Here is a 23,841-nt window from a genome sequence, read left to right on the forward strand (position 1 = left end):
CGGTGTAATTCACCGTCACCGTCGTCGTCGCCCCCGCCGCCAGCGACTGGAACACCGCATCCGCCGGATTCAGCGTGAAGGTCTTCGCCCCCGCGTCATAGCTCACCCCGGCCGGCAACGCACCCGGCGCCACCGTCAACGCGTCGCCGTCGGCATCCGAGGCGTTGGCCAGAGCCACCAACGTTGATGTCGAGCCGTCCTCGGTGGCTGCAGCGCTCAGCGGTCCACTGACAACCGGCGCGTTGCCTACGTTGGTGACCGTCCAGGTCGCTGTGGTCGACACCGGTGCTGCAACGCCGTCGGAGACGGTGTAGTTGACCGTCACCGTCGTCGAGGCACCGAGGGCCAGTGACTGGAAGGCAGCGTCGGTGGGATCGAGGCTGAACGTCTGGGTGTTGGGGTCATAGCTCACCCCGGCCGGCAGATTGACCTGCGTCGGCGCGGTAACCGTCCACGAGGTGTTCGCGTCGACGTCGCTGGAATTGGCCACCGCGGCGAGGGGCACCGCCGCTCCACCTAAGGTGGCCGCCCCGCTGACCGCCCCCACGATCGGGTCGTCGTTGACCCCGGTAACCGTCCACGACACCGACCCCGGCGTGCTGACTGTCCCATCGGAGACCGTGTAATTCACCGTCACCGTCGTCATCGCCCCCGCCGCCAGCGACTGGAAGGCAGCGTCGGTGGGATCAAGGCTGAACGTCTGGGTGTTCGGGTTGTAGCTCACCCCGGCCGGCAACGCACCCGAAGCCGGCGCGGTGACCGTCAACGCATCACCATCGACATCCGAGGCGCTGACCACCCGCGCCACCGCCGCACCATCCTCGGTCGCCGCCCCACTCAAAGCCCCCACCACCGGAGCGTCATTGACCCCGGTCACCGTCCACGACACCGACCCCGGCGTGGTCGCCAACCCATCAGAGACCGTGTAATTCACCGTCACCGCCGTCGTCGCCCCCGCCGCCAGCGACCGATAGACCGCATCGCTGGGATCAAGACTGAACGTCTTAGTCCCCGCGTCATAGCTCACCCCGGCCGGCAACACACCCGGCAGGTTCGTCACCGACAACGACGCGTTGGCATCGACATCGGCAGCATTGGCCAACGCATCCAGCGCCACCGACACCCCGCCATCGGTCGCCACGCCGGCCACCGCCCCGCTCACCACCGGCGCGTCATTAGCCCCGGTCACCGTCCACGACACCGACCCCGGCGTGCTGGCCAACCCATCAGAGACCGTGTAATTCACCGTCACCGCCGTCGTCGCCCCCGCCGCCAGCGACTGGAACACCGCATCGCTGGGATCAAGACTGAACGTCTTAGTCCCCGCGTCATAGCTCACCCCGGCCGGCAACACACCCGGCACATCGGTCACCGACAACGACGCATTCGCATCGACATCACCAGCCACGGCAAGCGCATTCAGCGCCACGGCCGAACCGTCCTCAGTCGCCGCACCGTTGACCACACCACTGACCACCGGAGCGTCGTTGACCCCGGTCACCGTCCACGACACCCAGGCCGCCGCGCTCGCTGTGCCGTCGGAGACCGTGTAGTCCACCGTCACCGTGGTGGTCTGGCCGGCGACCAGCGACCGGTAGGCCGCGTTTGACGGATCCAGCGTGAAGGTCTCCGACACCGCGTTGTAGCTCACACCGGCCGGCAGTCCGTCCGGCACATCGGTAACCGACAGGCTCGAATCGGCGTCGACATCGGACGCGTTCGCCAGAGCATCGAGAGTCAGCGCGGCCCCGCCCTCCGTCGAGGCTCCGTTCACGGCTCCGCTCACAGCCGGGAAGTCGTTCGCCCCGGTGACAGTCCACGACACCGCTGCGGCGTTGTTCGTGGTGCCATCGGTGACGAGGTAGTTCACCGTCACCGTCGTAGTCGCCCCGGCAGCCAGCGACTGGTACGCCGCGTTGGCCGGATTCAGCGTGAAGGTCTTCGTTCCCGCGTTGTAGCTCACACCGGCCGGCAGGCTGTCCGGCACATCGGTCACCTCGAGGGATGCATCGGCGTCTGCGTCAACGGTATTGGCCAACGCGTTCAGTGCCACGGCCGAACCGTCCTCGGTCGCTATGCCGCTCACCGCACCGTCGACCGTCGGCACGTCGTTGGCTCCGGTGACCGTCCAGGACACCGAGCCAGGGGTGATCGCGATGCCGTCGGTGATGGTGTAGTTCACCGTGACCGTGGCGGACTGCCCCGCCGCCAGCGAACGATAGGCGGCATTGGTCGGATCCAGCGTGAACGTACGACTCTGCTCGTCGTAGGTCACACCGGCTGGCAGCCCACCGGGCACACCGGCGACCGCCAGCGCCGCGTCGGCGTCGACATCGGCGGCGTTAGCCAGGGCGTACAGACCTACCGGCGCGCCGCCGTCAGTCGCGCCGCCGGTCACCGATCCGATAACCGTCGGGGCGTCATTGGTCCCGGTGACCGTCCAGCTCACCGAGCCCGGCGTGGTCACCACACCGTCGGAGACGGTGTAATTGACCGTCACCGTCGCGGTGTCACCGGCAGCCAGTGACTGGTAGTTAGCGTCGGCGGGATTGAGGGTGAATGTGGTTGTTCCGTCGTCATAGCTCACGCCGGCCGGTAGTGAGCCTGGTACGTCCCTGACCGCCAGGACCGAGTCGGTATTCCCCACAACGGCGTTGGCTAACGCGTTCAACGCTGCCGGCGAACCGTCCTCGGTCGCCGCCCCGGTCACTGGGCCGTTGACCGTGAGTCCGGTATTGACCGACGCGATGACGACGGACACCAATGCGTCCACTGAGCCGCCGTGCCCGTCGGAAACGGTCACGGTGAACGAATCGGCCGTGGAACCACCCGGCACCGCCGCGGCGCGGCGCGCCTCGGGGTCGGGCGTGTAGGTGAACGACCCGTCGGTGTCAACCACCACAACACCCAGAGCCGGGTCCGCAGTGGTCGTGTACGTCAAATCATCGAAGTCGGCGTCACTGCCATTGACCGAACCGACGACGACGCCGGTTTCCCGGTCGGGGGCGCCCACCGTGACAGCAGCCGTTGGAGCCGCGTTGACCGACGAAATCGCCACCGAGACAACCTGGTCCACCGAACCGCCGTGGCCATCGGAGACCGTCACCGTGAATGAATCGGTGATGGCACCGCCCGGCGCCGCAGCTGCATGGCGCGCCGTAGCGGTCGGCGTGTAGGTGAACGTTCCGTCTTCGTTCAACGTCAGCGACCCGTTGACCGGACCGGTCTTCGTCACGTAGCGCGGCGTGTCACCGTCAGCGTCCCGCGCCACGATCGCGCCGGCTACCGAGCCGGTGTCGGCAGTCGGAGCACCCGCTTCGTAGCCGACGGCCGGAGCTTGATTGGCCGGCGAAATCGCCACCGAGACAACCTGCTCGGCACGACCACCCTTGTCATCGTCGACGGCCACCGTGAAGGAATCAGTCGCCGGTCCATCGCCTGCAGCGCCGTGACGCGCCGAATCCGTCGGGGTGTAGACGAAGGAACCGGTGATCGCGTCCACTGTCGCTGTGCCCAGTTGGGGCGGCGCGGCGAGAGCGAAACTCGGCACGGCGCCACCGGCGGTGGTCGCCTTCACCGAACCGGTGACGACGCCATCGGCATCGGGAGTGTTGACGGTTAGGGAAGTCGTCGGGTCGGGCTGGGCGGTGGTCGCACTTCCGGCCGCGCCCGGTTCGGCCGAACCTCCGGTGCCGTCGCTGCCCCCGGCGCCGCCCAGCCCACCGCTGGCCTGCCCGGTCTGGCTGGCCGCGCTGCCACCGGGTCCGCCGATGCCGGCTCCCACCGTGGCGCTTCCGCCGTCACCGCCGCGACCGCCGGTGGCGCCGCCGCTGTCGCTGCTGGCGTTACCGCCGGGGCCGCCGTCGCCGCCGATCCCCAGATCCGCGGTACCTCCCGGGCCACCCGGGCCGCCGATGGCTGATGCCCCGTCGACGCCGGTGGCCGAACCGCCCTGACCGCCGGGGCCGCCGTCGCCGGTGACCGTTCCACCCGGTCCGCCCGCGCCTCCCCGGCCACCGCGGGCGACCTGGCCCGGGCCCTTGGCGGCTCCGCTGCCTCCGGCACCGCCCCTGCCGCCGTCGCCGATCGCACCGCCGGCCCCGCCCGCGCCGCCGTTGCCGCCGTCGCCGTCGGGATTACTCCACCCGTCCCCACCGTCGCCGCCGTTACCGCGGGGGCCGCCCAACACTGCGCCAGCGACTGCGTCGGCACTGGGAGTCCTGACTGTCCCCGCCATACGGGACGCGGCGGATTCGACTGTCGCCGTGGGCAAGACCTGCCGCAGGCGCTTGCCGAAGTTCTTCGCGTAGCCGCCGCCGGCGCCGGCACTTCCCTGGGCCCCGGCCACGCCCACCAGTCCCGGATCGCCCCCTCTGCCGCCGTCAGCGCCGTCGAGATGCTGGGCGTTGCCGTCGGCGCCGTCCCCGCCGTCGCCGGGGGTACCGGGGTTGCCGCCGGTGCCACCGCCACCGCCGCCGCCGGTGGGTCCTGCGTTGCTGAAGAAGAAGAAAAGCCGACCCGAGCCGGCGTTGCCCCCCGTTCCGCCGGCGCCGCCTGCACCGCCATCGCCGCCGCGTCCACCGGCGCCTCCGGCGATGCCGGCGTCGATGCCATCCGATCCGCCGGCAGAGTCTCCGCCCCGGCCGCCAGTGCCGCCGATCCCGCCGGTGCCACCGGCGCCGCCGGCGCCGAGCAGCCACCCGCCCCTGCCGCCGTTGCCTCCGGCACCACCGGCACCACCGGCGGTGCCCGCACCGGCGTCACCGCCGGCGCTGCCCTGGCCGACCGCGGCCACGGCTTTGAGGCCGATTCCACCGACGGCCCCGGCACCCCCGTTGCCGCCGGCGCCGCCGGCACCCAGCACGGAGAGGAACCCGGTGCTGCCACCGTCGCCGCCGCGACCGCCGTTCCCCGTCGTCGTCCGTGCCGCCGCGCCGGAACCCCCCTTGCCGCCGTTGCCGAGGATCAAACCCCCGCGGCCGCCGTTGCCGCCCGCTCCGCTGTTGTGTTCCGCGACGCCGTCGCCGCCGTCGCCACCGTGTCCGAACCAGCCTGCGGACCCGCCGTTGCCGCCGGTGTAGCCGCTGCCGCCGCTGCCTATCAGCCCGCCGCGGCCGCCGTTGCAACCGCTGGGATCGGAGCAGGTGTTGGCCGTCCAGCTGTAGCCGTCGCCGAAAAGAATGCCGGCGTCGGGGTGATCCGCGGTGCCGTCACCGACGAGAGTGCGAACGACAGTCGATATCGCCTGGACCGTCGGGGCGCCGGTCGAGGAGGCCACCCTCTTCTTGGCGGCGGGCTCGCCGGCTGTCGTGGCGGCGGCGGGGTTGACGGTGACGGACTTGGACGTCGCCTCCCGCCGGGTCACCGCGAGCGCGGCCCACATCAGCGGAGCCGCAACCGGGGCATCGGAGCCGCCCGAGCCGAGCGCATCAAGGACCCCGGACGACGCGTCCGACAACACTCCCGGCGAGGCCGCGCGCATCGCGGGGGCCTTGGGCGCGACGGACTCGACTCGCGCCGCCGCCGGCGGGTACCAGCGCATCTGGGGGCCCGATGCGGCCTCCACGGACAGGAAGCGGCCGGACGAGCTGGGCACAGCCGGGCTGGGCAGTGCCCAGTCCGGGATCGGCGGCGAGCTTGCCGGGGTGCGGCCGGCTTCGGGGGTGCGGATCGGGGCGCTGTCGGACGGCGCCGGACGAGAGTCCTTGCGCCGCTGCTCGAGTCGGCCGGTGTCCGCCGGACCGCCGGCCGACCTCGGCGAGTCGCCCGACCGGTTGCGCGCCGTCCGTGGCGGCCTGCCCGGGCGGGACGCTCCCGGCGCCGCCGATGCCTCGGACGATGTATCCGCAGAGGGTCCCGACATCCTGGGCGCCCGCGGTGCCGCCGGGCGCCGCGCGCTCGTGGCATCCCGCGTGGCGGAGCTGTCCGAAGTGTCGGGAGAGTCGGCGCGCGCGACTCCGGCCCCGGCCGAGACCGCGGTGCCGAGGGCGACGGTCCAACCAAGCCATGCATAAGGGACCGTGGGTCTAGCGGGGCGCTTCCGATGCTTCGCCGGCCTGCTCATCAGACCGACCCCATGACAATCATGTCTCTTCCCCGTTTAAGGTCTGCGATTCAAACCTTGCGTTGCGCTTTGCGGCAATTGTATTGACCGCTGAGAGAAATATCAAATTCCCCTTAGAGCAATTATCTGGATCAGAAGGTTACCAAAAACGGCCGCGAACAGGGGTTTCGCCCCGATTAGGCCATTTTACTGGGCGAATACCCGCTCAGCCGAGGACCTAGGACCCCGAATACCGATGACTAAAGGCCTCTTGTCCGAATCGGTTTTCGCTACTCCGACTTATCATCTTGCGCTACTCGGATATTTGCCGATGATTTCTCAGGCTACGTTCCTCTGCGCACAACTTTTATGCAATTTTTGATTTATCAACAAAGATTTTTGATTAATCAATGAATCTGGGAACTGCGCTCCCGCGTCGGCGGTCCCGGAGCCCGCTCTACACGGCCGGAATGTCGCGCGCGATCTCCTCCAGCCACACCGTGGCCGCCATGTCCGACGGCGCCCGCCAGTCCCCGCGCGGCGAGAGCGAACCGCCGTGGGACACCTTGGGCCCGTTGGGCAGGGCTGAGCGTTTGAACTGGCTGAAGGAGTAGAAGCGCTGGGCGAACACCGAGAGCCAGTGCCGGATCTCCGTCAGCGAATAGCCGTTGCGCTTGTCCTGCGGAAAGCCGGGCGGCCAGTCGCCGCGGTCCGGATCGCACCAGGCGTGCCAGGCCAGGAAGGCGATCTTGGCGGGCCGGAAACCGTGGCGCAGCACGTGGAACAGCGAGAAGTCCTGCAGCGCGTACGGGCCGACCTTGGCCTCGCTGCTCTGGACCTGCTCGCCCCCGCCGGCCGGCACCAGTTCCGGGGTGATCTCGGTGTCCAGCACCGACTGCAGGATCACCCCCACCTCCTCGTCGAACTCGCCGGAGGCGATCACCCACCGGATCAGATGCTGGATGAGGGTCTTGGGCACGCCGGCGTTGACGTTGTAGTGGCTCATCTGGTCACCCACGCCGTAGGTGGACCAGCCCAGCGCCAACTCCGAGAGGTCCCCGGTGCCCAGCACGATGCCGCCGCGCTGGTTGGCGATCCGGAACAGGTAGTCGGTGCGCAGCCCGGCCTGAACGTTCTCGAAGGTGACGTCGTAGACCGCCTCGCCGCGGGCGAAGGGATGACCGATCTCGGTGAGCATCACCTGCGCCGTGGCCCGGATGTCGATCTCGGAGAAGCTGACGCCCAGGGCCTTGGACAGCGCGATCGCGTTGTTCTTGGTGCGCTCGCCGGTGGCGAAGCCGGGCAGGGTGAACGCCAGGATGTCGCTGCGCGGGCGGCCTTCCCGGTCCATCGCCCGGGCGGCGACGATGAGCGCGTGGGTGGAGTCCAGCCCGCCGGAGACCCCGATGACGACCTTCGGGTAGTCCAGTGCGCGCAGGCGCTGCTCAAGGCCGGAGACCTGGATGTTGTAGCCCTCGTAGCAGTCCTGCTCCAGCCGGACCGGGTCGCTGGGCACGAACGGGAAGCGTTCCACCTCGCGGTGCAGACCGATGTCGCCACCAGGTGGGTCGAGCCGAAAACCGATGCGGCGGAAGGAAAGCCGGTCCCGCAGGTGGCGGCGGTTGTCGTCGAATGTGCCCATCCGCAGCCGCTCGGCGCGCAGCAGGTCCAGGTCGACGTCGGCCACCGACCGGCGGTCGCCCTTGGGGAAGCGTTCCGAGGACGCCAGCAGCCGGCCGTTCTCGTGGATCATGGTCTGGCCGTCCCAGGCCAGGTCGGTGGTGGACTCTCCCTCCCCGGCCGCCGCGTAGACATAGGCGGCCAGGCAGCGCGCGGACGCCGAGCGGGCCAGCAGCGCGCGGTCCTCGGCGCGGCCGATGGTGATCGGGCTGCCGGAGAGGTTCGCCAGCACGGTGGCCCCGGCCAGTGCGGCGTGCGCACTCGGCGGCACCGGCACGAACATGTCCTCGCAGATCTCGACGTGCAACACCAGGCCGGGCACGTCGACGGCGTCGAACAGCAGATCCGGGCCGAACGGCACGTCTGCGCCGAGCAGGCGGACGGTTCCGCCGGCGTCGTCGCCGGCCGCCAGCTGGCGGGCCTCGTAGAACTCGCGGTAGGTCGGCAGGTAGGACTTGACCGCCACCCCCAGGACCGTGCCGCGGTGGATCACCACCGCGGTGTTGTAGACGCGGTGCAGCCGGCGCAGCGGTGCACCGACCACCAGCACCGGCAGCAAGTCGGCCGACCCGGCCACCACCTCGGCCAGGCTCGCCTCGACGGCATCCAGCAGGCTGTCCTGCAGCAGGATGTCCTCGATCGAGTACCCGGACAGCGTCAGTTCCGGGAACACCGCCAGCGCCACCCCGTCGTCGTGGCACTCCCGGGCGATCCGCAGCACCGAGGCGGCGTTGGCGGCCGGGTCGGCGAGCACCGTGCGGTGGGTGCAGGCGGCCAGCCGGGCGAAACCGTGTGCGTAGGCCGAAAAGAAGTCCACGCCTCATTGTCTCAGGGCAGGCCCCGAAGTCGACGTTTTGGCGGGTCGTTCCCGGCTTTTCCGGCCCGTTTGGCGGTTAGAGCCGGACCGGGGCGAGACTGGGAGCGTGCACTCCGCCCCCGAACTCCTCGCACTGCTCGCCGGCCGGCGGGTGGCGGTGCTGACGGGGGCGGGCATCTCCACCGACTCCGGCATCCCGGACTACCGCAGCCCGGACTCCCCGCCGTCCAACCCGATGACGATCCGCCAGTTCACCGCCAGCCGGGAATACCGCCGGCGGTACTGGGCGCGCAACCACCTGGGCTGGAGGCACATGGCCGGCACCGAACCCAACGCCGGGCACCGGGCGCTGGCCGCCCTGGAGCGGGCCGGGGTGGTCAGCGGGGTGATCACCCAGAACGTGGACCTGCTGCACACCAAGGCGGGCAGCCGCACGGTGGTCAACCTGCACGGCACCTACGCCCAGGTGGTGTGCCTGGACTGCGGCCACACCCTGCCGAGGGCGACGCTGGCCGACCAGCTCGAGGCCGCCAACCCCGGTTTCACCGAGCGCGCCGAGCGGCTGGGCGGCCTGGCGGTGGCCCCGGACGCCGACGCGGTCGTCGCCGACACCGCGTCGTTCCGGTTCGTCGACTGCCAGTCCTGCGGCGGAATGCTCAAACCCGACATCGTCTATTTCGGCGAATCCGTCGCCAAAGAGGTTGTGGATCAGGCGTATTCACTGGTCGACACCTCCGATGCACTGCTGGTGGCAGGGTCGTCGCTGACGGTGTTCTCCGGCTACCGCTTCGTGCGGCACGCTGCCGCCGCCGGCATTCCGGTGGCCATCATCAACCGCGGGCCCACCCGCGGCGACGACCTGGCCGCGGTGAAGGTCGACGCCGGCTGCTCGCCCATGCTGACGCTGCTGGCCGAGGAGCTGACCGGCCGCAAGCCCGCGGTGTCGTAAGGTCGCCGCATGGCCACCGCCGACGACACCTCCCCCGCCGAGATCTCGATCGGCGACATCGCGGCCGCTTTCGCCGTCGGGATCGGTGGGGCGGGGCTCAAGCCGGTCCGCCCCGCGTCCGGCCCGGCCACCGGACGCTGGGGGGTCGGCGTCGGTGAGGCCGCGGCCAACCTGCCGTGGGTGCCCGGCCCGGTGCGCGGCCTGGCCCGCCAGCTCAACCAGTTCGGGTCGGTGGTGGTCAGCCCCGCCGGCATCGAGTACGACGGCGACGAGGTGGACTGGTCGAAGGTCACCGAGATCCGCACCCGCCGGCTGGTCGGGTACCTGTTGACCGACGCGGTCACCAAGCAGGTGAACCGGCTGCCGCTGTGGCGGTTCCCCGGCCGCGGCATGGTGCTCAAGGGGCTCAGCGAAGTTGCGCTGACCGCGGTGGCGGTCGCCGCCGGCCTGCGGCTGGACCGGGGCGTGTTCACCGTCTGCGTGCCCGCCGAGGTGCAGTACCGCGGGCTGCTGCGTGCCAGGCAGATGTCGGCGGGCATGCCCGCCGCGCTGGTGCTCGCCGATCCGGCGGTGCGCGATCTGGTGGAGTCGACGGCCCGGGCGAACGGGGTGCCGGTGCGGATGGCCGACGACGACGCGCTGGAGGTTGCCGCCCGGCGGGCCGCTGCGATCCGCGGCCTGGCCGGGCAGGCCGCCGCGGTGGTGGGGGCCCTGCTGGGTCAGACCGGGACGAGGTCGTCAGCGTGAACGGCCGGCCGGCGTAGTTCGGCCGGAAGCTCCGAGGTGGACCGCCCGATCATGGTGGTCAGTTCGGCCGCGTCGTAGGCGACCACCCCGCGGGCCACCATCTGTCCGTCGGGGCCGTGCAACTCCACGACGTCGCCGCCGAAGAACCTGCCGGTGCACGCGGTGATGCCGGCCGCCAGCAGCGAGCGGCGCTGCTTGACCACCGCCCGCACCGCCCCGGCGTCCAGACTCAGCGATCCGGCGGACTCCGCGGCGTAGCGCACCCAGAACTTCCGTGCCGACATCCGGGCCGGCCGCGGGGCGAACACCGTGCCCACCTCCGCCCCGGTCAGCGCGGGGCCGGCGTCGGCGGCCGCGGCCAGCAGCACCGGCACCCCGGCATCGGCGGCCAGCAGGGCCGCGGACAGCTTGGAGGCCATGCCGCCGGTGCCCAGCCGGCTGCCCCGGCCCGCCACCACACCGTCGAGATCGTCCGGCCCTGCGACCTCGGAAATGAAGCGCGCGTTGCCTTTTCGGGGATCGGCGTCGTAGAGGCCGTCGATGTCGGAGAGCAGCACCAGGGCCTCGGCGCCGACCAGGTGGGCAACCAGCGCGGAGAGCCGGTCGTTGTCGCCGAAGCGGATCTCATTGGTCGCCACGGTGTCGTTCTCGTTGACGATCGCCACGGCGTGCAGCGCACGCAGCCGGTCCAGCGTGCGTTGGGCGTTGGTGTGCTGCACCCGCTGGGAGATGTCGTGGGCGGTCAGCAGCACCTGCCCGACGGTGCGGTCGTAGCGGGCGAAAGCCGTGCTCCAGGCGTTGACCAGCGCCACCTGCCCGACGCTGGCGGCGGCCTGCTTGGTCGCCAGGTCGGCCGGACGGCGGTTGAGTCTGAGCGGCTCGATTCCGGCGGCGATCGCCCCGGAGGACACGATCACCACGTCGGTGCCGGCCTTCATCCGGGCCTCGATGGCCTCGGCGAGTGCGGCCAGCCGGGTGGCGTCGAACAATCCCGAGGCGTCGGTCAGCGCGGTGGTGCCGATCTTGACGACAATGCTGCGCGCGGCGCGGACGGCGTCGCGGTGCTCGCTCACCGGTCGTCTCCGGACTCGCGGCGCTGGCGGCGGGCCTCCTTGCGCTCGGCCGCGCCGACCCGGTCGTTGCGTTCCACCCGGATGTCGGTGCCGCGGCCCGACAGCGTGACGTCCACGCCGGCCGGCGTCTGCGGCTCCCAGTCGAAGGTCATCTCGCCGATGGTCACCGCGCAGCCCGGCGTCGCCCCGCGCTTGAGCAACTCCTCCTCGACGCCGAGGCGGGCCAGCCGGTCACCGAGGTAGCCGACCGCTTCGTCGTTGTCGAAATCGGTCTGGGCCACCCAGCGTTCCGGCCGGGCGCCGCGAACGATGAACCCGCCGGGGTGCGCCGGGTCGGCCTCGACGGTGAACCCGCTGGCGTCCACCGGGACCGGCCGGATCACCGGGCGGCGGGCCACCACCGGCGGTTGGGCGGCCCGGTAGGCGGCGACCATGTCCCACAGCCCGAAGGTCAGCTCCCGCAGGCCTTCCCGGCTCACGGTGGAGATTTCGAACACCGGCCAGCCGCGCTTCTCGACCTCCGGCCGGACGAAGTCGGCGAGCTCGCGGGCCTCGGGTACGTCGATCTTGTTGAGCACCACCGCCCGCGGCCGCTGCGCGAGGTCACCCAGCGCTGAATCCCCCTGCAGGGTGGGCTGATAGGCGGCCAGTTCGGCTTCGAGTGCGTCGATGTCGGAGATCGGGTCGCGTCCGGGTTCCAGGGTGGCGCAGTCGACGACGTGGGCGAGTACCGCGCAGCGTTCGATGTGGCGCAGGAAATCCAGCCCGAGGCCGCGGCCCTGCGAGGCGCCGGGGATCAGGCCCGGCACGTCGGCGACGGTGAAGGTGTGATCTCCCGCCGAGACCACGCCGAGGTTGGGCACCAGGGTGGTGAACGGGTAGTCGGCGATCTTGGGTTTGGCCGCCGAGATGGTCGACACCAGTGAGGACTTGCCCGCCGAGGGGAAGCCGATCAGCCCGACGTCGGCGACCGTCTTGAGTTCCAGGGTGAGGTCGCGGGCCTGGCCCTTCTCCCCGAGCAGCGCGAACCCGGGTGCCTTGCGGGCCCGGGAGGCCAGTGCGGCGTTGCCCAGGCCGCCCCGGCCGCCCTCGGCGGCGACGAACCGGGTGCCGGCGCCGACCAGGTCGGCCAGTAACCGGCCGTGCGCGTCGAGGACCACAGTGCCGTCGGGCACCCGGACTTCCAGGTCGGCCCCGGCGGCGCCGTCGCGGTTGGCGCCCATGCCCTGCTTGCCCGACGCGGCCACCACGTTCGGGTGGAAGTGGAAGTCCAGCAGGGTGTGCACCTGCGGGTCGACGACCAGGACGACGCTGCCCCCGCGCCCGCCGTTGCCGCCGTCGGGGCCGCCCAGGGGTTTGTACTTCTCCCGGTGCACCGACGCGCAACCGTTGCCGCCGCTACCCGCGCGGGTGTGAATCACCACGCGGTCGACGAAGCGAGGCATCCTCGCAGTGCCCCCGAGAAGCCTTAAGCCTCCGCGCGGACGGCGCGAACGACGTTGACGGTCTTGCGACCGCGCTTGACCCCGAACTCCACCGCACCGGGTGCGGTGGCGAACAGCGTGTCGTCGCCGCCGCGCCCGACGTTCACGCCGGGGTGGAAGTGAGTGCCGCGCTGGCGCACCAGAATCTCGCCGGCCTTGACCACCTCGCCGCCGAACCGCTTGACGCCGAGCCGCTGTGCGTTGGACTCGCGGCCGTTGCGTGAGCTGGAAGCGCCCTTTTTGTGTGCCATGTCTGTTCGCTCCCTGTCGCTACTTGATCCCGGTGACCTTGAGCACGGTCAACGGCTGCCGGTGCCCCTGCCGCTTGTGGTAGCCGGTCTTGTTCTTGAACTTGTGGATGCGGATCTTCGGACCCTTGGTGTGCTCGAGTACCTCGCCGGTGACAGCGACCTTGGCCAGTTCCTTGGCGTCGGTGGTGACCGTGGCGCCGTTGACGACCAGGGCGACGGGCAGCGAGACCGAAGCGCCCGGCTCGGTCTCGATCTTCTCCACCTTCACGATGTCGCCGACGGCGACCTTGTACTGCTTGCCGCCGGTCTTGACGATCGCGTAGGTGGCGTTCTCGGCTGCCATCGTTCCTCTTCCAAATTCGGCGACTCAGGCGTCCCTGCGTCGCGGCGCGCGCCACCGGAGGTTGCGCGAGCGGGTCTGTGGTCGCGAGCCGCGCCGGTCAGACCGGGCGGTCCGCTGCCGCCGGCGGGGCCAGGCGGCACCCGCCCAAGGTTACTCCGACCAGCGCCGGAGGGTCAAACCGCGGGTGGTCCGGCAGGCCGGGCCGCCGCGCGGCGCCGGGGGCGGCGAGCCGCGGGACCCGGATCGGCCCCGCCGACCTCGTCCTCGTCGTCGTCCTCGTCGTCCTCGTCGTCGTCCTCGTCGTCGAGGTCCTCGTCGTCCTCGTCGTCCTCGTGGTCATCGTCGTCGAGGTCGTCGTCGTCCTCGTCGAGGTCGTCGTCGTCCTCGTCGAGGTCCTCGTCGTGCTCGTCGACGATCTCGAGGGTGTCGTCCTCCTCGATCGCGTCGTCGTCGATGGCGTCCTCGTCGACATCGTCGAGTTCGATGTCCTCGTCGTCCTCGTCCTCGTCGTCCTCCTCGAGGTCGTCATCGTCCTCGTCGAGTTCCCCGACCAACTCGGCCCCGGCCTCCTCGCCCTCCTCGATGTCCGCTGTGAAGTCCTCGGCGAGTTCGTCCTCGACGCCCCCCTCGATTCCCTCCTCGCCGTCCTCGTCGCCGTTCTTGGCCGCGGCCATCGCCTTGAACATCGGGTGCTCGCCGGGTACGTGCGCCGGCACCCTGGCCACCGCCGCGTCCTCGGCCTTGCCCCTGCGGCCGGCGCCGGACTCGGACTTGCGACCGGCGGCGGGCGCGTGGTCCACCGGCTCGCCGCGCACCAGGATGCCGCGACCGCTGCACTCCGGGCAGGTGCTCGAGAACGCCTCGATCAGCCCGGTGCCCAGCCGCTTGCGGGTCACCTGTACCAGCCCCAGCGAGGTCACCTCCGAGACCTGGTGGCGGGTGCGGTCGCGGGCCAGCGCCTCGGTCAGCCGGCGCAGCACCAGATCGCGGTTGGACTCCAGCACCATGTCGATGAAGTCGACGACGATGATCCCGCCGATGTCGCGCAGCCGCAGCTGACGCACGATCTCCTCGGCCGCCTCGAGGTTGTTCTTGGTGACGGTCTGCTCCAGGTTGCCGCCCGCGCCGGTGAACTTGCCGGTGTTGACGTCGACGACCGTCATGGCCTCGGTCCGGTCGATCACCAGCGTGCCGCCGGAGGGCAGCCAGACCTTGCGGTCCATCGCCTTGGCCAGCTGCTCGTCGATGCGATACACCGCGAAGACGTCCGGGCCGGCCGGCTCGTACTTGGTGAGCTTGGTAAGCAGTTCGGGCGCAACCGAATTCACATATCCGGTGATGGTCTCCCATGCCTGGTCCCCGGAGACGATCAACCCGGAGAAGTCCTCGTTGAACAGATCGCGGACCACCTTGACCAGGACGTCGGGCTCCTCGTAGAGCGCGACCGCCGCCCCGGCCTTCTTCGACTTGGTCTTTTCGGCCTGCTCGGCGATCGTGGACCACCGCTCCCGCAGGCGGTTGACGTCAGCGCGGATGTCGTCTTCCTTCACACCCTCCGACGCGGTGCGGATGATCACCCCCGCGTCGGCCGGCACAACCTCACGAAGAATCTCCTTGAGCCGCTGGCGTTCGGTGTCCGGCAGCTTGCGGCTGATCCCGGTGGAGGAAGCGCCGGGCACGTAGACCAGATAGCGGCCGGCCAGCGAGACCTGGGTGGTCAGCCGGGCGCCCTTGTGCCCGACGGGGTCCTTGCTGACCTGCACGACGACGTAGTCGCCGGGCCGCAGCGCCTGCTCGATCTTGCGGTTGTTGCCGCCCAGACCGGCGGCCTCCCAGTTGACCTCTCCGGCGTAGAGCACGCCGTTGCGGCCGCGGCCGATGTCGATGAACGCGGCCTCCATCGAGGGCAGCACGTTCTGGACGATGCCGAGGTAGATGTTGCCGACCATCGACGCCGACGCCGCCGAGGTCACGAAGTGCTCGACGACGACACCGTCCTCGAGGACCGCGATCTGGGTGTAGCGGGCACCGGCGTGCGGAGGCTCGGTGCGGACCTTGTCGCGCACCACCATCACCCGGTCGACGGCCTCCCGGCGGGCCAGGAACTCGGCCTCGGTCAGGACCGGCGGGCGCCGCCGGCCGGCGTCGCGGCCGTCCCGGCGGCGCTGGCGCTTGGCCTCCAGGCGGGTCGAGCCGCTGATGCCCTGGATCTCGTTGTTGTCCGACTTCTTGGCGCGCGGGGCGCGCTCGTGGACCACGGTGTTGGGCGGATCGTCGGCGGAGGAGTCCGCGTCATCCCCGGATCCGCCCCGGCGCCGGCGGCGGCGGCGACGGCGGCGGGTGCCGCCCTCCCCTCCGGCCGCTTCCTCCTCGCCGGCCTCATCGTCCTCGGCCACGGACTCCCCGCCGGCGTCGGCGTCCTCGCCGGTCTCCTCGCCGTCGTCGTCGGCGTGCTCGCCGCGGCCCCGGCCCCGGCCCCGGCGCCCGCGCCGCCGGCGGCGCCCGGCCGGGCGGTCGCCGCCCTCGGCGTCGGCGTCCTCGGCGTCGTCGGCGTCGTCGTCGTCCTGGCCGTCAGCGGCCGCCGGGCGCGGCTCCGCCGCGACGGCCTGCGGGGCGACGAACAGCGGCAGGTAGGCAGGCGGCTCGGCGCCGGCGTCGCCGGTCTCCAGGATCAGCCGCGACTCCGGCTCGGTCTCCTGGGACGCCACGATGACCATCGCGCTCTCCGGCGGAAGGGGCTCCGCGGCGGCCTCAGCAGCGAGTTCGTCCGCCAGCACCTCCCGCACCCGCTGGGCTTCGGCCTGGTCGATGGTGGAGTGCGCGCTGCGCGCCCGTCCGTCGATCTCGGTGAGCGCGTCGACGACCCGCTTGCTGGTGGTGCCCAGCATCCGGGCCAGCGAGTGAACTCTCAGCCGGTCGGGCAGATCCGGGTCCGGCGCGGCCGGTTGCCCGGGCGACTCGGATTCGGGCAGATCCTGGTTACGGTCTTCATCGGACACTTAATCTCCTCTAAGCCCCCGGGCGCGTCGTGTCGACGCGGCCACGCGAGGGCTCTCCGCTGTACACCCGGGTTGCGCCCGGGCTTGTCATGGTCTCGCTCCGACGGGTTCCGGAGAACCCGTTCAGTGCCTGGCGAAATGACGGCTGTTGACGGTCCGCGCCACACCGCCGTCGGCGATGGTCGCGCACGTCTCGAAGTCTCATTCCGGTCGCCCGTCGCCGGGCGGCCGTCCTTAGTATCCCATACCGTCCGCCGGTTCGGCGCCTAGTGGCCGGAACCCCGGTGGTCAGCCCCGAACCACAGGGCGATCTCGCGGGACGCGGACTCCGGTGAGTCCGAGCCGTGCACCAGGTTGAACTGGGTCTCCAGCCCGAAATCACCGCGGATGGTGCCCGGGGTGGCCTTCTCCACGGGGTCGGTTCCGCCGGCGAGCTGGCGCCAGGCCGCGACGGCCCGCGGGCCCTCGACGACGGCGGCGATGACCGGGCCGGAGGTGATGAACTCCAGCAGGTCGCCGAAGAACGGGCGGTCCTTGTGCTCGGCGTAGTGCGCCGCGGCGAGCTCGTTGCTGACGTGTTTGAGCTCGAGGGCCGTCAGTGTCAGGCCCTTGCGCTCGATCCGGCTGATGATCTCGCCGATCACCCCCCGCTGCACGCCGTCGGGTTTGATCAGCACCAGGGTCCGCTCAGTCACGACTCGGAAGCGTACCGGGTCAGGTCTGCGGCGGCTGCTGGCCGGGCAGCAGGCCCAGCCGCTGCCGGCGCAGCACCTCCGCACGCAGGTAGGCGATGACACCCCACACCACGGCGAAGAGCACGCCGATGAAGCCCACCGCCGGATAGACGAAGAACCCGGCGATCAGCAGTAGCTGGACGCCCAGGTCGGCCCAGATCGCCCACGGGCGCCCCTGCATGCCGGCGAGCAGGGCCAGCAGTCCGACGAACCCCAGCAGATAGACCGTGGTCCAGCCGGTCAGCCCGCCGCCGACCACCGCGACCACCGGCAGCGCCAGCAGCACGGTGATGATCTCCAGGATCAGCGTGGCCGCCGTGACGCCGCGGAAGCTCTTCCAGGGATCGCTCACGCCGGATCCTTGCCGAACAGGGTGCGGGCCACACCCGCGGTGACCACCGATCCGGTGATGACGATTCCGGCGCCGGAGAACCCGTCGGCGTCGGCGGCGGCCTCCTCGACGATGGCCGTTGCGGTCTCGATGGCCTCGGTCAGCGTCTCGGCCCGCACCACGCGCTCCGGCCCGTACACCTCGTCGGCCCGCCAGGCCAGTTCCTCGACCTCCAGAGCCCGCGAAGACCCGTTGTGGGTCACCACCACCCGGTCGAAGACCGGTTCCAGCACCGAGAGGATTCCGGTGACGTCCTTGTCCCCCATGACGCTGAGCACACCCACCAGGTAGCGGAAGTCGAACTCCTGTACCAGTGCCTTTGCCAGCGCTTCGGCGCCGGCCGGATTGTGGGCGGCGTCGATGAAAACCGTTGGCGCACTGCGCATCCGTTCAAGACGTCCGGGGCTCGTGGCCGCGGCGAAACCGGCGCGCACCGTGTCTATGTCGAGCTGGCGATCCGCGCCGGCACCGAAGAACGCCTCGACGGCAGCCAGCGCCACCACGGCGTTGTGCGCCTGGTGTTCGCCGTGCAAAGGCAGGAAGACGTCGGGGTAGAGCCCGCCGAGACCATGCAGGTCGAGCACCTGCCCGCCGATGGCGGTCTGGCGGTTGAGCACAGTGAACTCGCCACCCTCCCGCGCCACGACGGCGGCGACCCGCACCGCGTGCGCGAGCAGGACGTCCATCGCCTCGCGGGGCTGGCGGCCGATGATCGCGACGGTCTCCACCGGGACGACGTCCCCGCGCGGCCCGCGGATCACCCCGGCCTTCTCCGCGGCGATCTCGCCGACGGTGGCGCCGAGGTACTCGGCGTGGTCCATGCCGATCGGGGTGATCACCGCGATCGGGGCGTCGATGACGTTGGTGGCGTCCCAGCTCCCGCCCATCCCGACCTCGATCACCCCGACGTCGACCGGGGCGTCGGCGAAGGCGGCGAAGGCCATGCCGGTCAGCACCTCGAACTTGCTCATCACCGGTCCCTTGAGCCCGAGATCGCCGGCCTTCGACTGGGCGTCGACCATCTGCACGAAAGGCTCGATCTCCCGGTAGATCTCGACGTACCGGGCCGGGCTGATCGGGTGGTTGTCGATGGCGATCCGCTCGATCGCCGACTGCAGGTGCGGGCTGGTGTAGCGGCCGGTCCGCTGTCCGAAGGCGGTCAGCAGCGCGTCGATCATCCGGGTCACCGACGTCTTGCCGTTGGTGCCGGCGACGTGGATGCTCGGGTAGCTGTTCTGCGGCGATCCCAGCAGTTCCATCAGCGCGTCGATGCGGATGGTGCTGGGCGCGAGCTTGGTCTCCGGCCAGCGCTGGTCGAGCAGGTGCTCGACCTGCCACAGCGCGGCGATCTCGTCCAGCGTCGGCCGGGGGTGCGTGTCCGGTGCGTCGGGATCCTCCGGGCGGTCGTCGTCCGGATCGGGCTCGGTCATGACAGCGAAGCCAGCCGGGCGGCGATCCGGTCGGACTCCTCGCGGGCCAGTTTCTGGCGATCGCGGATCTTGTCGACGACGTCGCCGGGCGCCTTGGCCAGGAAAGCGTCGTTCTCGAGTTTGGCTGTGGTGGTGGCCAATTCCTTCTGCGCGGCGGCCAGATCCTTCTCCAGCCGACGGCGCTCGGCCGCGACGTCGACGGTCCCGGAGGTGTCCAGTTCGACGCCCACGGTGCCGCCGGACAGCCGGACCTCGACCTGGGCGGTGGGGGTGAAGTCCCCGTCGGGATCGGTCAGCCAGGCCAGCGCGTTCACCGGGGCCGCCAGGGCGTCCAGGCCGGCGTCCGCGATGCCCTCCAGTCGGGCCGGCACCTTCTGGCGGTCGGCCAGCCCCTGGTCGCTGCGGAACCGGCGCACCTCGGTGACCAGCCTCTGCAGATCGGCGACCCGTTGCGCCGCAGCCGGATCCAGCGCGTGGCCCGAGGGCGCCGGCCACTGCGCGATCACCAGCGACTTCGCTTCTCCCGTCGCTTCGCTCGCCCCGATCCCGCCCGTCAGCTGTTTCCAGAGCACCTCGGTGACGAACGGCATCACCGGGTGCAGCAGCTTGAGCAGGGTGTCGAGCACGGCGGCCAGCACGGCGGTGGTGTGCTGGGCGCCCCGAGCGAGTTGCACCTTGGCCAGTTCGAGATACCAGTCGCAGAACTCGTCCCAGGCGAAGTGGTAGAGCGCCTCGCAGGCCCGGCTGAACTCGTAGCCGTCGAAGGCCGAATCCACCTCGGCGCGAACCTGTTCCGCCCGGCCCAGGATCCAGCGGTCGGCGTCGGTGAGTTCGGCGGAGTCGGGCAGCGGCGCGGGCGCGGCGCCGTTCATCAGTGCGAAGCGGGTGGCGTTGAACAGCTTGGTGGCGAAGTTGCGCGACGCCCGGGCATGGTCCTCCCCGATCGACAGGTCGCCGCCGGGGCTCGCGCCGCGGGCCAGGGTGAACCGCAGGGCGTCGGCGCCGAACAACTCCACCCAGTCCAACGGGTCGATGCCGTTGCCGCGCGACTTGCTCATCTTGCGGCCGTGCTCGTCGCGGATCAGGCCGTGCAGGAAGACGTTCTCGAACGGAACCTGCGGGCCGCGGGTACCACCGCAGGTGATCGCGTCGTCGGCCGAGACGAATGTCCCGAACATCACCATCCGAGCCACCCAGAAGAACAGGATGTCGTAGCCGGTCACCAGAACACTTGTGGGATAGAACTTCTCCAGATCCGGCGTGCGGTCCGGCCAGCCCATGGTGGAGAACGGCCACAGCGCCGAGGAGAACCAGGTGTCCAGGACGTCGGGGTCCTGCTCCCAGCCCGCCGGCGGGGTCTCGTCAGGCCCGACGCAGGCGAGTTGGCCGTCGGGGCCGTGCCAGATCGGAATGCGGTGGCCCCACCACAACTGGCGGGAGATGCACCAGTCGTGCATGTCGTCGACCCAGGCGAACCAGCGCGGCTCCAGGCTCTTGGGATGAATCACGATGTCGCCGTTGCGGACCGCGTCGCCGGCGGCCTTGGCCATGGACTCGACGTTGACCCACCATTGCAGACTCAGCCGGGGCTCGATGGGTTCGCCGCTGCGCTCGGAATGCCCGACGCTGTGCAGATACGGGCGCTTCTCGGCGACGATTCGGCCCTGGGCGGCCAGTGCCTCGCGGACCTTGACCCGGGCCTCGAAGCGGTCCATGCCGTCGAACTGCGTTCCGGTGCCGGCGATGCGGCCACGAGTGTCCATGATCGAGGGCATTTCCAGTCCGTGTCGCATGCCGATCTCGAAGTCGTTGGGGTCGTGCGCGGGAGTGACTTTGACTGCGCCGGTACCGAATTCAGGATCGACGTGGGAGTCGGCGACGACGACGATCTCGCGGTCCTGAAAGGGATGGGGCAGGCTCTTGCCGACCAGGTGTCCGTAGCGCACGTCGTCGGGATGCACCGCGATCGCGGTGTCGCCGAGCATGGTCTCGATCCGGGTGGTGGCCACCACGATGTGCGGCTGGCCGTCGTCGAGCGAGCCGTACCGGAACGACACCAGTTCGCCTTCGACCTCCTCGTATTTCACCTCGAGGTCTGAGATCGCGGTCTGCAGCACCGGCGACCAGTTGACCAGCCGCTCGGCCCGGTAGATCAGCCCGGCGTCGTAGAGCCGCTTGAAGATGGTGCGCACCGCCCGCGACAGGCCCTCGTCCATGGTGAAGCGGTCACGGCTCCAGTCCACCCCGTCGCCGAGGCGGCGCATCTGGGCTCCGATGGTGCCGCCGGAATCGTGCTTCCACTCCCAGACCTTCTCGACGAACGCCTCTCGGCCGAGTTCCTCCTTGGTCGTGGCGTCGGCGGCGAGTCGGCGTTCCACCAGGGTCTGGGTGGCGATGCCGGCGTGGTCCATCCCGGGCAGCCACAGCACCTCGTAGCCCTGCATGCGCTTGCGGCGGGTCAGGGCGTCCATCAGGGTGTGGTCCAGTGCGTGGCCCATGTGCAGGCTGCCGGTGACGTTCGGCGGCGGCAGCACGATCGAGTAGGGCGGCTTCGCGCCGGCGGCGTCCGCGGTGAAGTAGCCCGCGTCGACCCAGCCCTGGTACAGGCCCGCCTCTACCGCACCCGGATCCCAGGCCTTGGGCAGGTCGTCGGGATCGGCAACGGCGGGGCTGTCGTCAGGCACCGATTAATTCTAGGAACGCCCTTGTGCGGGCGCTCGACCGGACCTGCGCCCCGCCGGCGCGGATCAGCGTCCGCCGCGCAGGAGACCGCCGAGGATGTTGCCCAGCGCGCCGCCCTGGCCGCCGCCGAGCACGCTGCCCAGGATGCTGCCCAGCGGGTTGTTACCCGCCGCGGCCCCGCCACCGCCGCCACCGAGGATGCTGCCGAGCACGTCGCCGATGCCGCCGCCCGGGGCGGCCTGCGCCTGGGCCTGCGCGTCCGCGCCGGCGGCGCTGCGCTGGGAGAACTGCTTGCCGACGTAGGCCAGCACGATCGGGGCGAGCATCGGCAGCAGCCGCTTGATCAGGTCACCGCCCGGCGCGCCGGCCCCCGAGAGTGCCGAGGCCACCTGGTTGGTGTCGTTGCCGCCGAACAGGCTGGCCACCAGCTGGTTGCCCTGGCCCTCGTCGAGCTGGTCGACGTTCACCCCGCCCTCGAGCACCTCGGCGTGCTCGTCGGCGACGATGACCGACTCCAGCTGGCTGGAGTCGATGTCCTCGGCCTGGACGTTTTCGTGGATGCTGCCCAGCAGGGTCGGCACCAGGGTCTGGATGGCCTGGTTCACCTCACCCTGATCGGCGCCGAGCTTATTGGCGATGTCCGCCACCGGGATCTGGTTGAAGAGGTCGTCGAGACCGGCCATGTTGGTTGTCACTTTCGCGAAGTCGGGGCGGTTGCCAGGTCTCGACAGTAGTCAGACCGGCGCGTATCCGCACACGATTACGCTCTGGGCGTTCCGTTCAGCCGGGCGACCTCAAGGGAGATCCCCGCGCCCGGGAAGCGCGCCAGCAGAGCGTCGCCCATGGCGGCCGCGGGAGTGAGCACGCCGTAGAGGTCAGGCAGTTTGTCGCGATCCAGCGCCAGCGCCAGCCCGCACTCGCCCAGCATCACCGAGGTGGCCTTGTAGCCGGGGTCGCCGTCCTGTGCCATGGTCGCCACGTAGCGTGCCCCGCTGGACGTGGTGGCGTAGGTCTCGACCCGGTAGTAGCCCGTCTCGCGCACCTTCTCGCTGGGCCCGGTTCCGGGTTTGGGCGCCAACCGGTCAACCAGGGGACGGGGCAGGAAACGGAAGAAGCGGTAGCCCAGCACCGCGGTGCCGGTGGTGACGACGGTGGTCAGCGCTGAGACCACCGGGGCGATGAGCGATCGGCCGGTGCCCATGTACTCGGCGTAGCGGAAGCGCCGGCCGTAGGCGTAGTCGAGCAGGGCGTTGCTGCGCCGCACGATGCGGGTGTTGTAGGGCGCCATCACAAAGCCGCCGGCCCATGTGCCGGCCAGTTCCGGCGCGATCTCGCGGCCGCGCCGCCAGGGCAGGTCGGGCTGCGGGCCCAGTTCGGGCTCGGCGCCGCGGTCGCCGGTCAGCGTGTAGGGATCCTCGAGCATCTTGCGGATCTCGGCGTCGCCGGATGCCGAGCGCATGAGTTCGATCATCGAGGCGATGGTGCCGCCGGACACCCCGCCGGCGAAACTGCGCAACACATAGTTGGTGTCGAGCAGGTCGCCCTCGCCGTCGCGGCCGGCGCGCCGGAACAACGCGAAGACGCTCAGGTCGGAGGGAACCGAGTCGAACCCGCAGGCGTGCACGATCCGCGCGCCGGTGTCGATGGCCTGCTTGTGGAAGTCGTCGATGCTCTGCCGCACGAACGTCGCCTCGCCGGTGAGGTCGCAGTAATCCGTGCCGGCTTTGGCGCAAGCTTCGACCAGGGGCAGGCCGTAACGGGCATACGGGCCGACGGTGGTGACCACGACCCGGGTGCGCGCGGCCATGTCATCCAGCGTCGAGGGCTTGCCGGCGTCGACGGTCAGCAGCGGCCAGTCCCGGGCGGTCTCGGGCAGGGTGGCGCGGACGGCGGCCAGTTTCTCCGGGGACCGTCCGGCCAGCGCGACACGGGCGGGTCCGCCGGCCTTGGCCAGGTACTCGGCGGTGAGCTTGCCTACGAAGCCGGTGGCCCCGTAGACGACGATGTCGAATTCACGCTCGGTCATGTGTCGAACTTACCGGGCGGGCGGGGACCGCCGGGCTCGCGGTCCGGTGCGACTCGGCGCCGGTTGCGGCAATGCCGCGGAGAGTAACTACGGGACTATCGGACTCGACTATTCAATGTTCGTATGCACCCTGACGCGGTTGCGGGATTTTGCTGTTCCCGCTCCGGCGATTCCACCCTCTCGTCACACGCC

The 23,841-nt window shown here is 70.6% G+C and carries 15 protein-coding genes; 2 read left to right on the forward strand and 13 right to left on the reverse strand.

The annotated features are described in order from the left end of the window. Both ACKOQ4_RS04245 and ACKOQ4_RS04250 read right to left on the reverse strand, forming a co-directional pair. Nucleotides 1-5,596: beta strand repeat-containing protein (locus ACKOQ4_RS04245; RefSeq protein WP_526289156.1), on the reverse strand; the 5,596-nt coding region annotated here is incomplete at its 3' end. Nucleotides 5,597-6,500: 904 nt separating this feature from the next. Beyond that, nucleotides 6,501-8,540: an NAD(+) synthase gene (locus ACKOQ4_RS04250; RefSeq protein WP_526289158.1), complete on the reverse strand. Its 2,040-nt coding sequence runs from the start codon at nucleotides 8,538-8,540 to the stop codon at nucleotides 6,501-6,503. Between the two features lie 106 nt (nucleotides 8,541-8,646). Between ACKOQ4_RS04250 and ACKOQ4_RS04255 the strand changes: the two genes are divergently transcribed. Further along, a complete protein-coding gene (locus ACKOQ4_RS04255; protein WP_526289160.1) occupies nucleotides 8,647-9,489 on the forward strand; it encodes an NAD-dependent protein deacetylase in 843 nt (280 codons plus the stop codon). A gap of 9 nt (nucleotides 9,490-9,498) precedes the next feature. Next, the gene (locus ACKOQ4_RS04260; protein ID WP_526289162.1) at nucleotides 9,499-10,236 is read left to right on the forward strand and encodes a hypothetical protein; all 738 of its coding nucleotides are present in this window, start codon (nucleotides 9,499-9,501) and stop codon (nucleotides 10,234-10,236) included. Here ACKOQ4_RS04260 and proB read toward each other — a convergent pair. The 11 genes from proB to ACKOQ4_RS04315 all read right to left on the reverse strand — a co-directional run bounded on the left by proB (nucleotide 10,209) and on the right by ACKOQ4_RS04315 (nucleotide 23,649). Beyond that, nucleotides 10,209-11,309 (reverse strand): glutamate 5-kinase, encoded by a 1,101-nt coding sequence (gene proB / locus ACKOQ4_RS04265; protein ID WP_526289164.1) that lies wholly within the window; start codon nucleotides 11,307-11,309, stop codon nucleotides 10,209-10,211. The genes ACKOQ4_RS04260 and proB overlap by 28 nt on opposite strands. Beyond that, the gene (gene obgE / locus ACKOQ4_RS04270; RefSeq protein WP_526289166.1) at nucleotides 11,306-12,754 is read right to left on the reverse strand and encodes a GTPase ObgE; all 1,449 of its coding nucleotides are present in this window, start codon (nucleotides 12,752-12,754) and stop codon (nucleotides 11,306-11,308) included. The genes proB and obgE overlap by 4 nt, the downstream gene beginning before the upstream one ends. 23 nt (nucleotides 12,755-12,777) lie before the next feature. Then, nucleotides 12,778-13,044 carry a 50S ribosomal protein L27 gene (rpmA, locus tag ACKOQ4_RS04275; protein ID WP_526289168.1) on the reverse strand — a complete coding sequence of 89 codons (267 nt, stop codon included), beginning with the start codon at nucleotides 13,042-13,044 and terminating at the stop codon, nucleotides 12,778-12,780. 19 nt (nucleotides 13,045-13,063) lie between these two features. Then, complete coding sequence (rplU, locus tag ACKOQ4_RS04280) at nucleotides 13,064-13,387, reverse strand: 50S ribosomal protein L21 (protein ID WP_526289170.1); 324 nt, start codon at nucleotides 13,385-13,387, stop codon at nucleotides 13,064-13,066. A gap of 173 nt (nucleotides 13,388-13,560) precedes the next feature. Next, nucleotides 13,561-16,386: a ribonuclease E gene (rne, locus tag ACKOQ4_RS04285; RefSeq protein WP_526289172.1), complete on the reverse strand. Its 2,826-nt coding sequence runs from the start codon at nucleotides 16,384-16,386 to the stop codon at nucleotides 13,561-13,563. A gap of 266 nt (nucleotides 16,387-16,652) precedes the next feature. Next, on the reverse strand, nucleotides 16,653-17,081 hold the full coding sequence (gene ndk / locus ACKOQ4_RS04290) for a nucleoside-diphosphate kinase (RefSeq protein WP_526289174.1): 429 nt from the start codon (nucleotides 17,079-17,081) through the stop codon (nucleotides 16,653-16,655). Between the two features lie 19 nt (nucleotides 17,082-17,100). After that, the gene (locus ACKOQ4_RS04295) at nucleotides 17,101-17,472 is read right to left on the reverse strand and encodes a DUF4233 domain-containing protein (protein ID WP_526289176.1); all 372 of its coding nucleotides are present in this window, start codon (nucleotides 17,470-17,472) and stop codon (nucleotides 17,101-17,103) included. After that, entirely contained in the window at nucleotides 17,469-18,941 is a 1,473-nt protein-coding gene (gene folC / locus ACKOQ4_RS04300; protein WP_526289178.1) for a bifunctional tetrahydrofolate synthase/dihydrofolate synthase, read from the reverse strand. Before folC ends, ACKOQ4_RS04295 begins: the two co-directional genes overlap by 4 nt. After that, nucleotides 18,938-21,625: a valine--tRNA ligase gene (locus ACKOQ4_RS04305; protein ID WP_526289180.1), complete on the reverse strand. Its 2,688-nt coding sequence runs from the start codon at nucleotides 21,623-21,625 to the stop codon at nucleotides 18,938-18,940. Before ACKOQ4_RS04305 ends, folC begins: the two co-directional genes overlap by 4 nt. 63 nt (nucleotides 21,626-21,688) lie before the next feature. Beyond that, nucleotides 21,689-22,306: a DUF937 domain-containing protein gene (locus tag ACKOQ4_RS04310; protein ID WP_526289184.1), complete on the reverse strand. Its 618-nt coding sequence runs from the start codon at nucleotides 22,304-22,306 to the stop codon at nucleotides 21,689-21,691. Between the two features lie 77 nt (nucleotides 22,307-22,383). Then, the gene (locus ACKOQ4_RS04315) at nucleotides 22,384-23,649 is read right to left on the reverse strand and encodes a saccharopine dehydrogenase family protein (protein WP_526289182.1); all 1,266 of its coding nucleotides are present in this window, start codon (nucleotides 23,647-23,649) and stop codon (nucleotides 22,384-22,386) included. Between the last annotated feature and the right edge of the window lie 192 nt (nucleotides 23,650-23,841).

The organism is Mycobacterium sp., assembly GCF_046095365.1.
Classification (GTDB): Bacteria; Actinomycetota; Actinomycetes; order Mycobacteriales; family Mycobacteriaceae; genus Mycobacterium.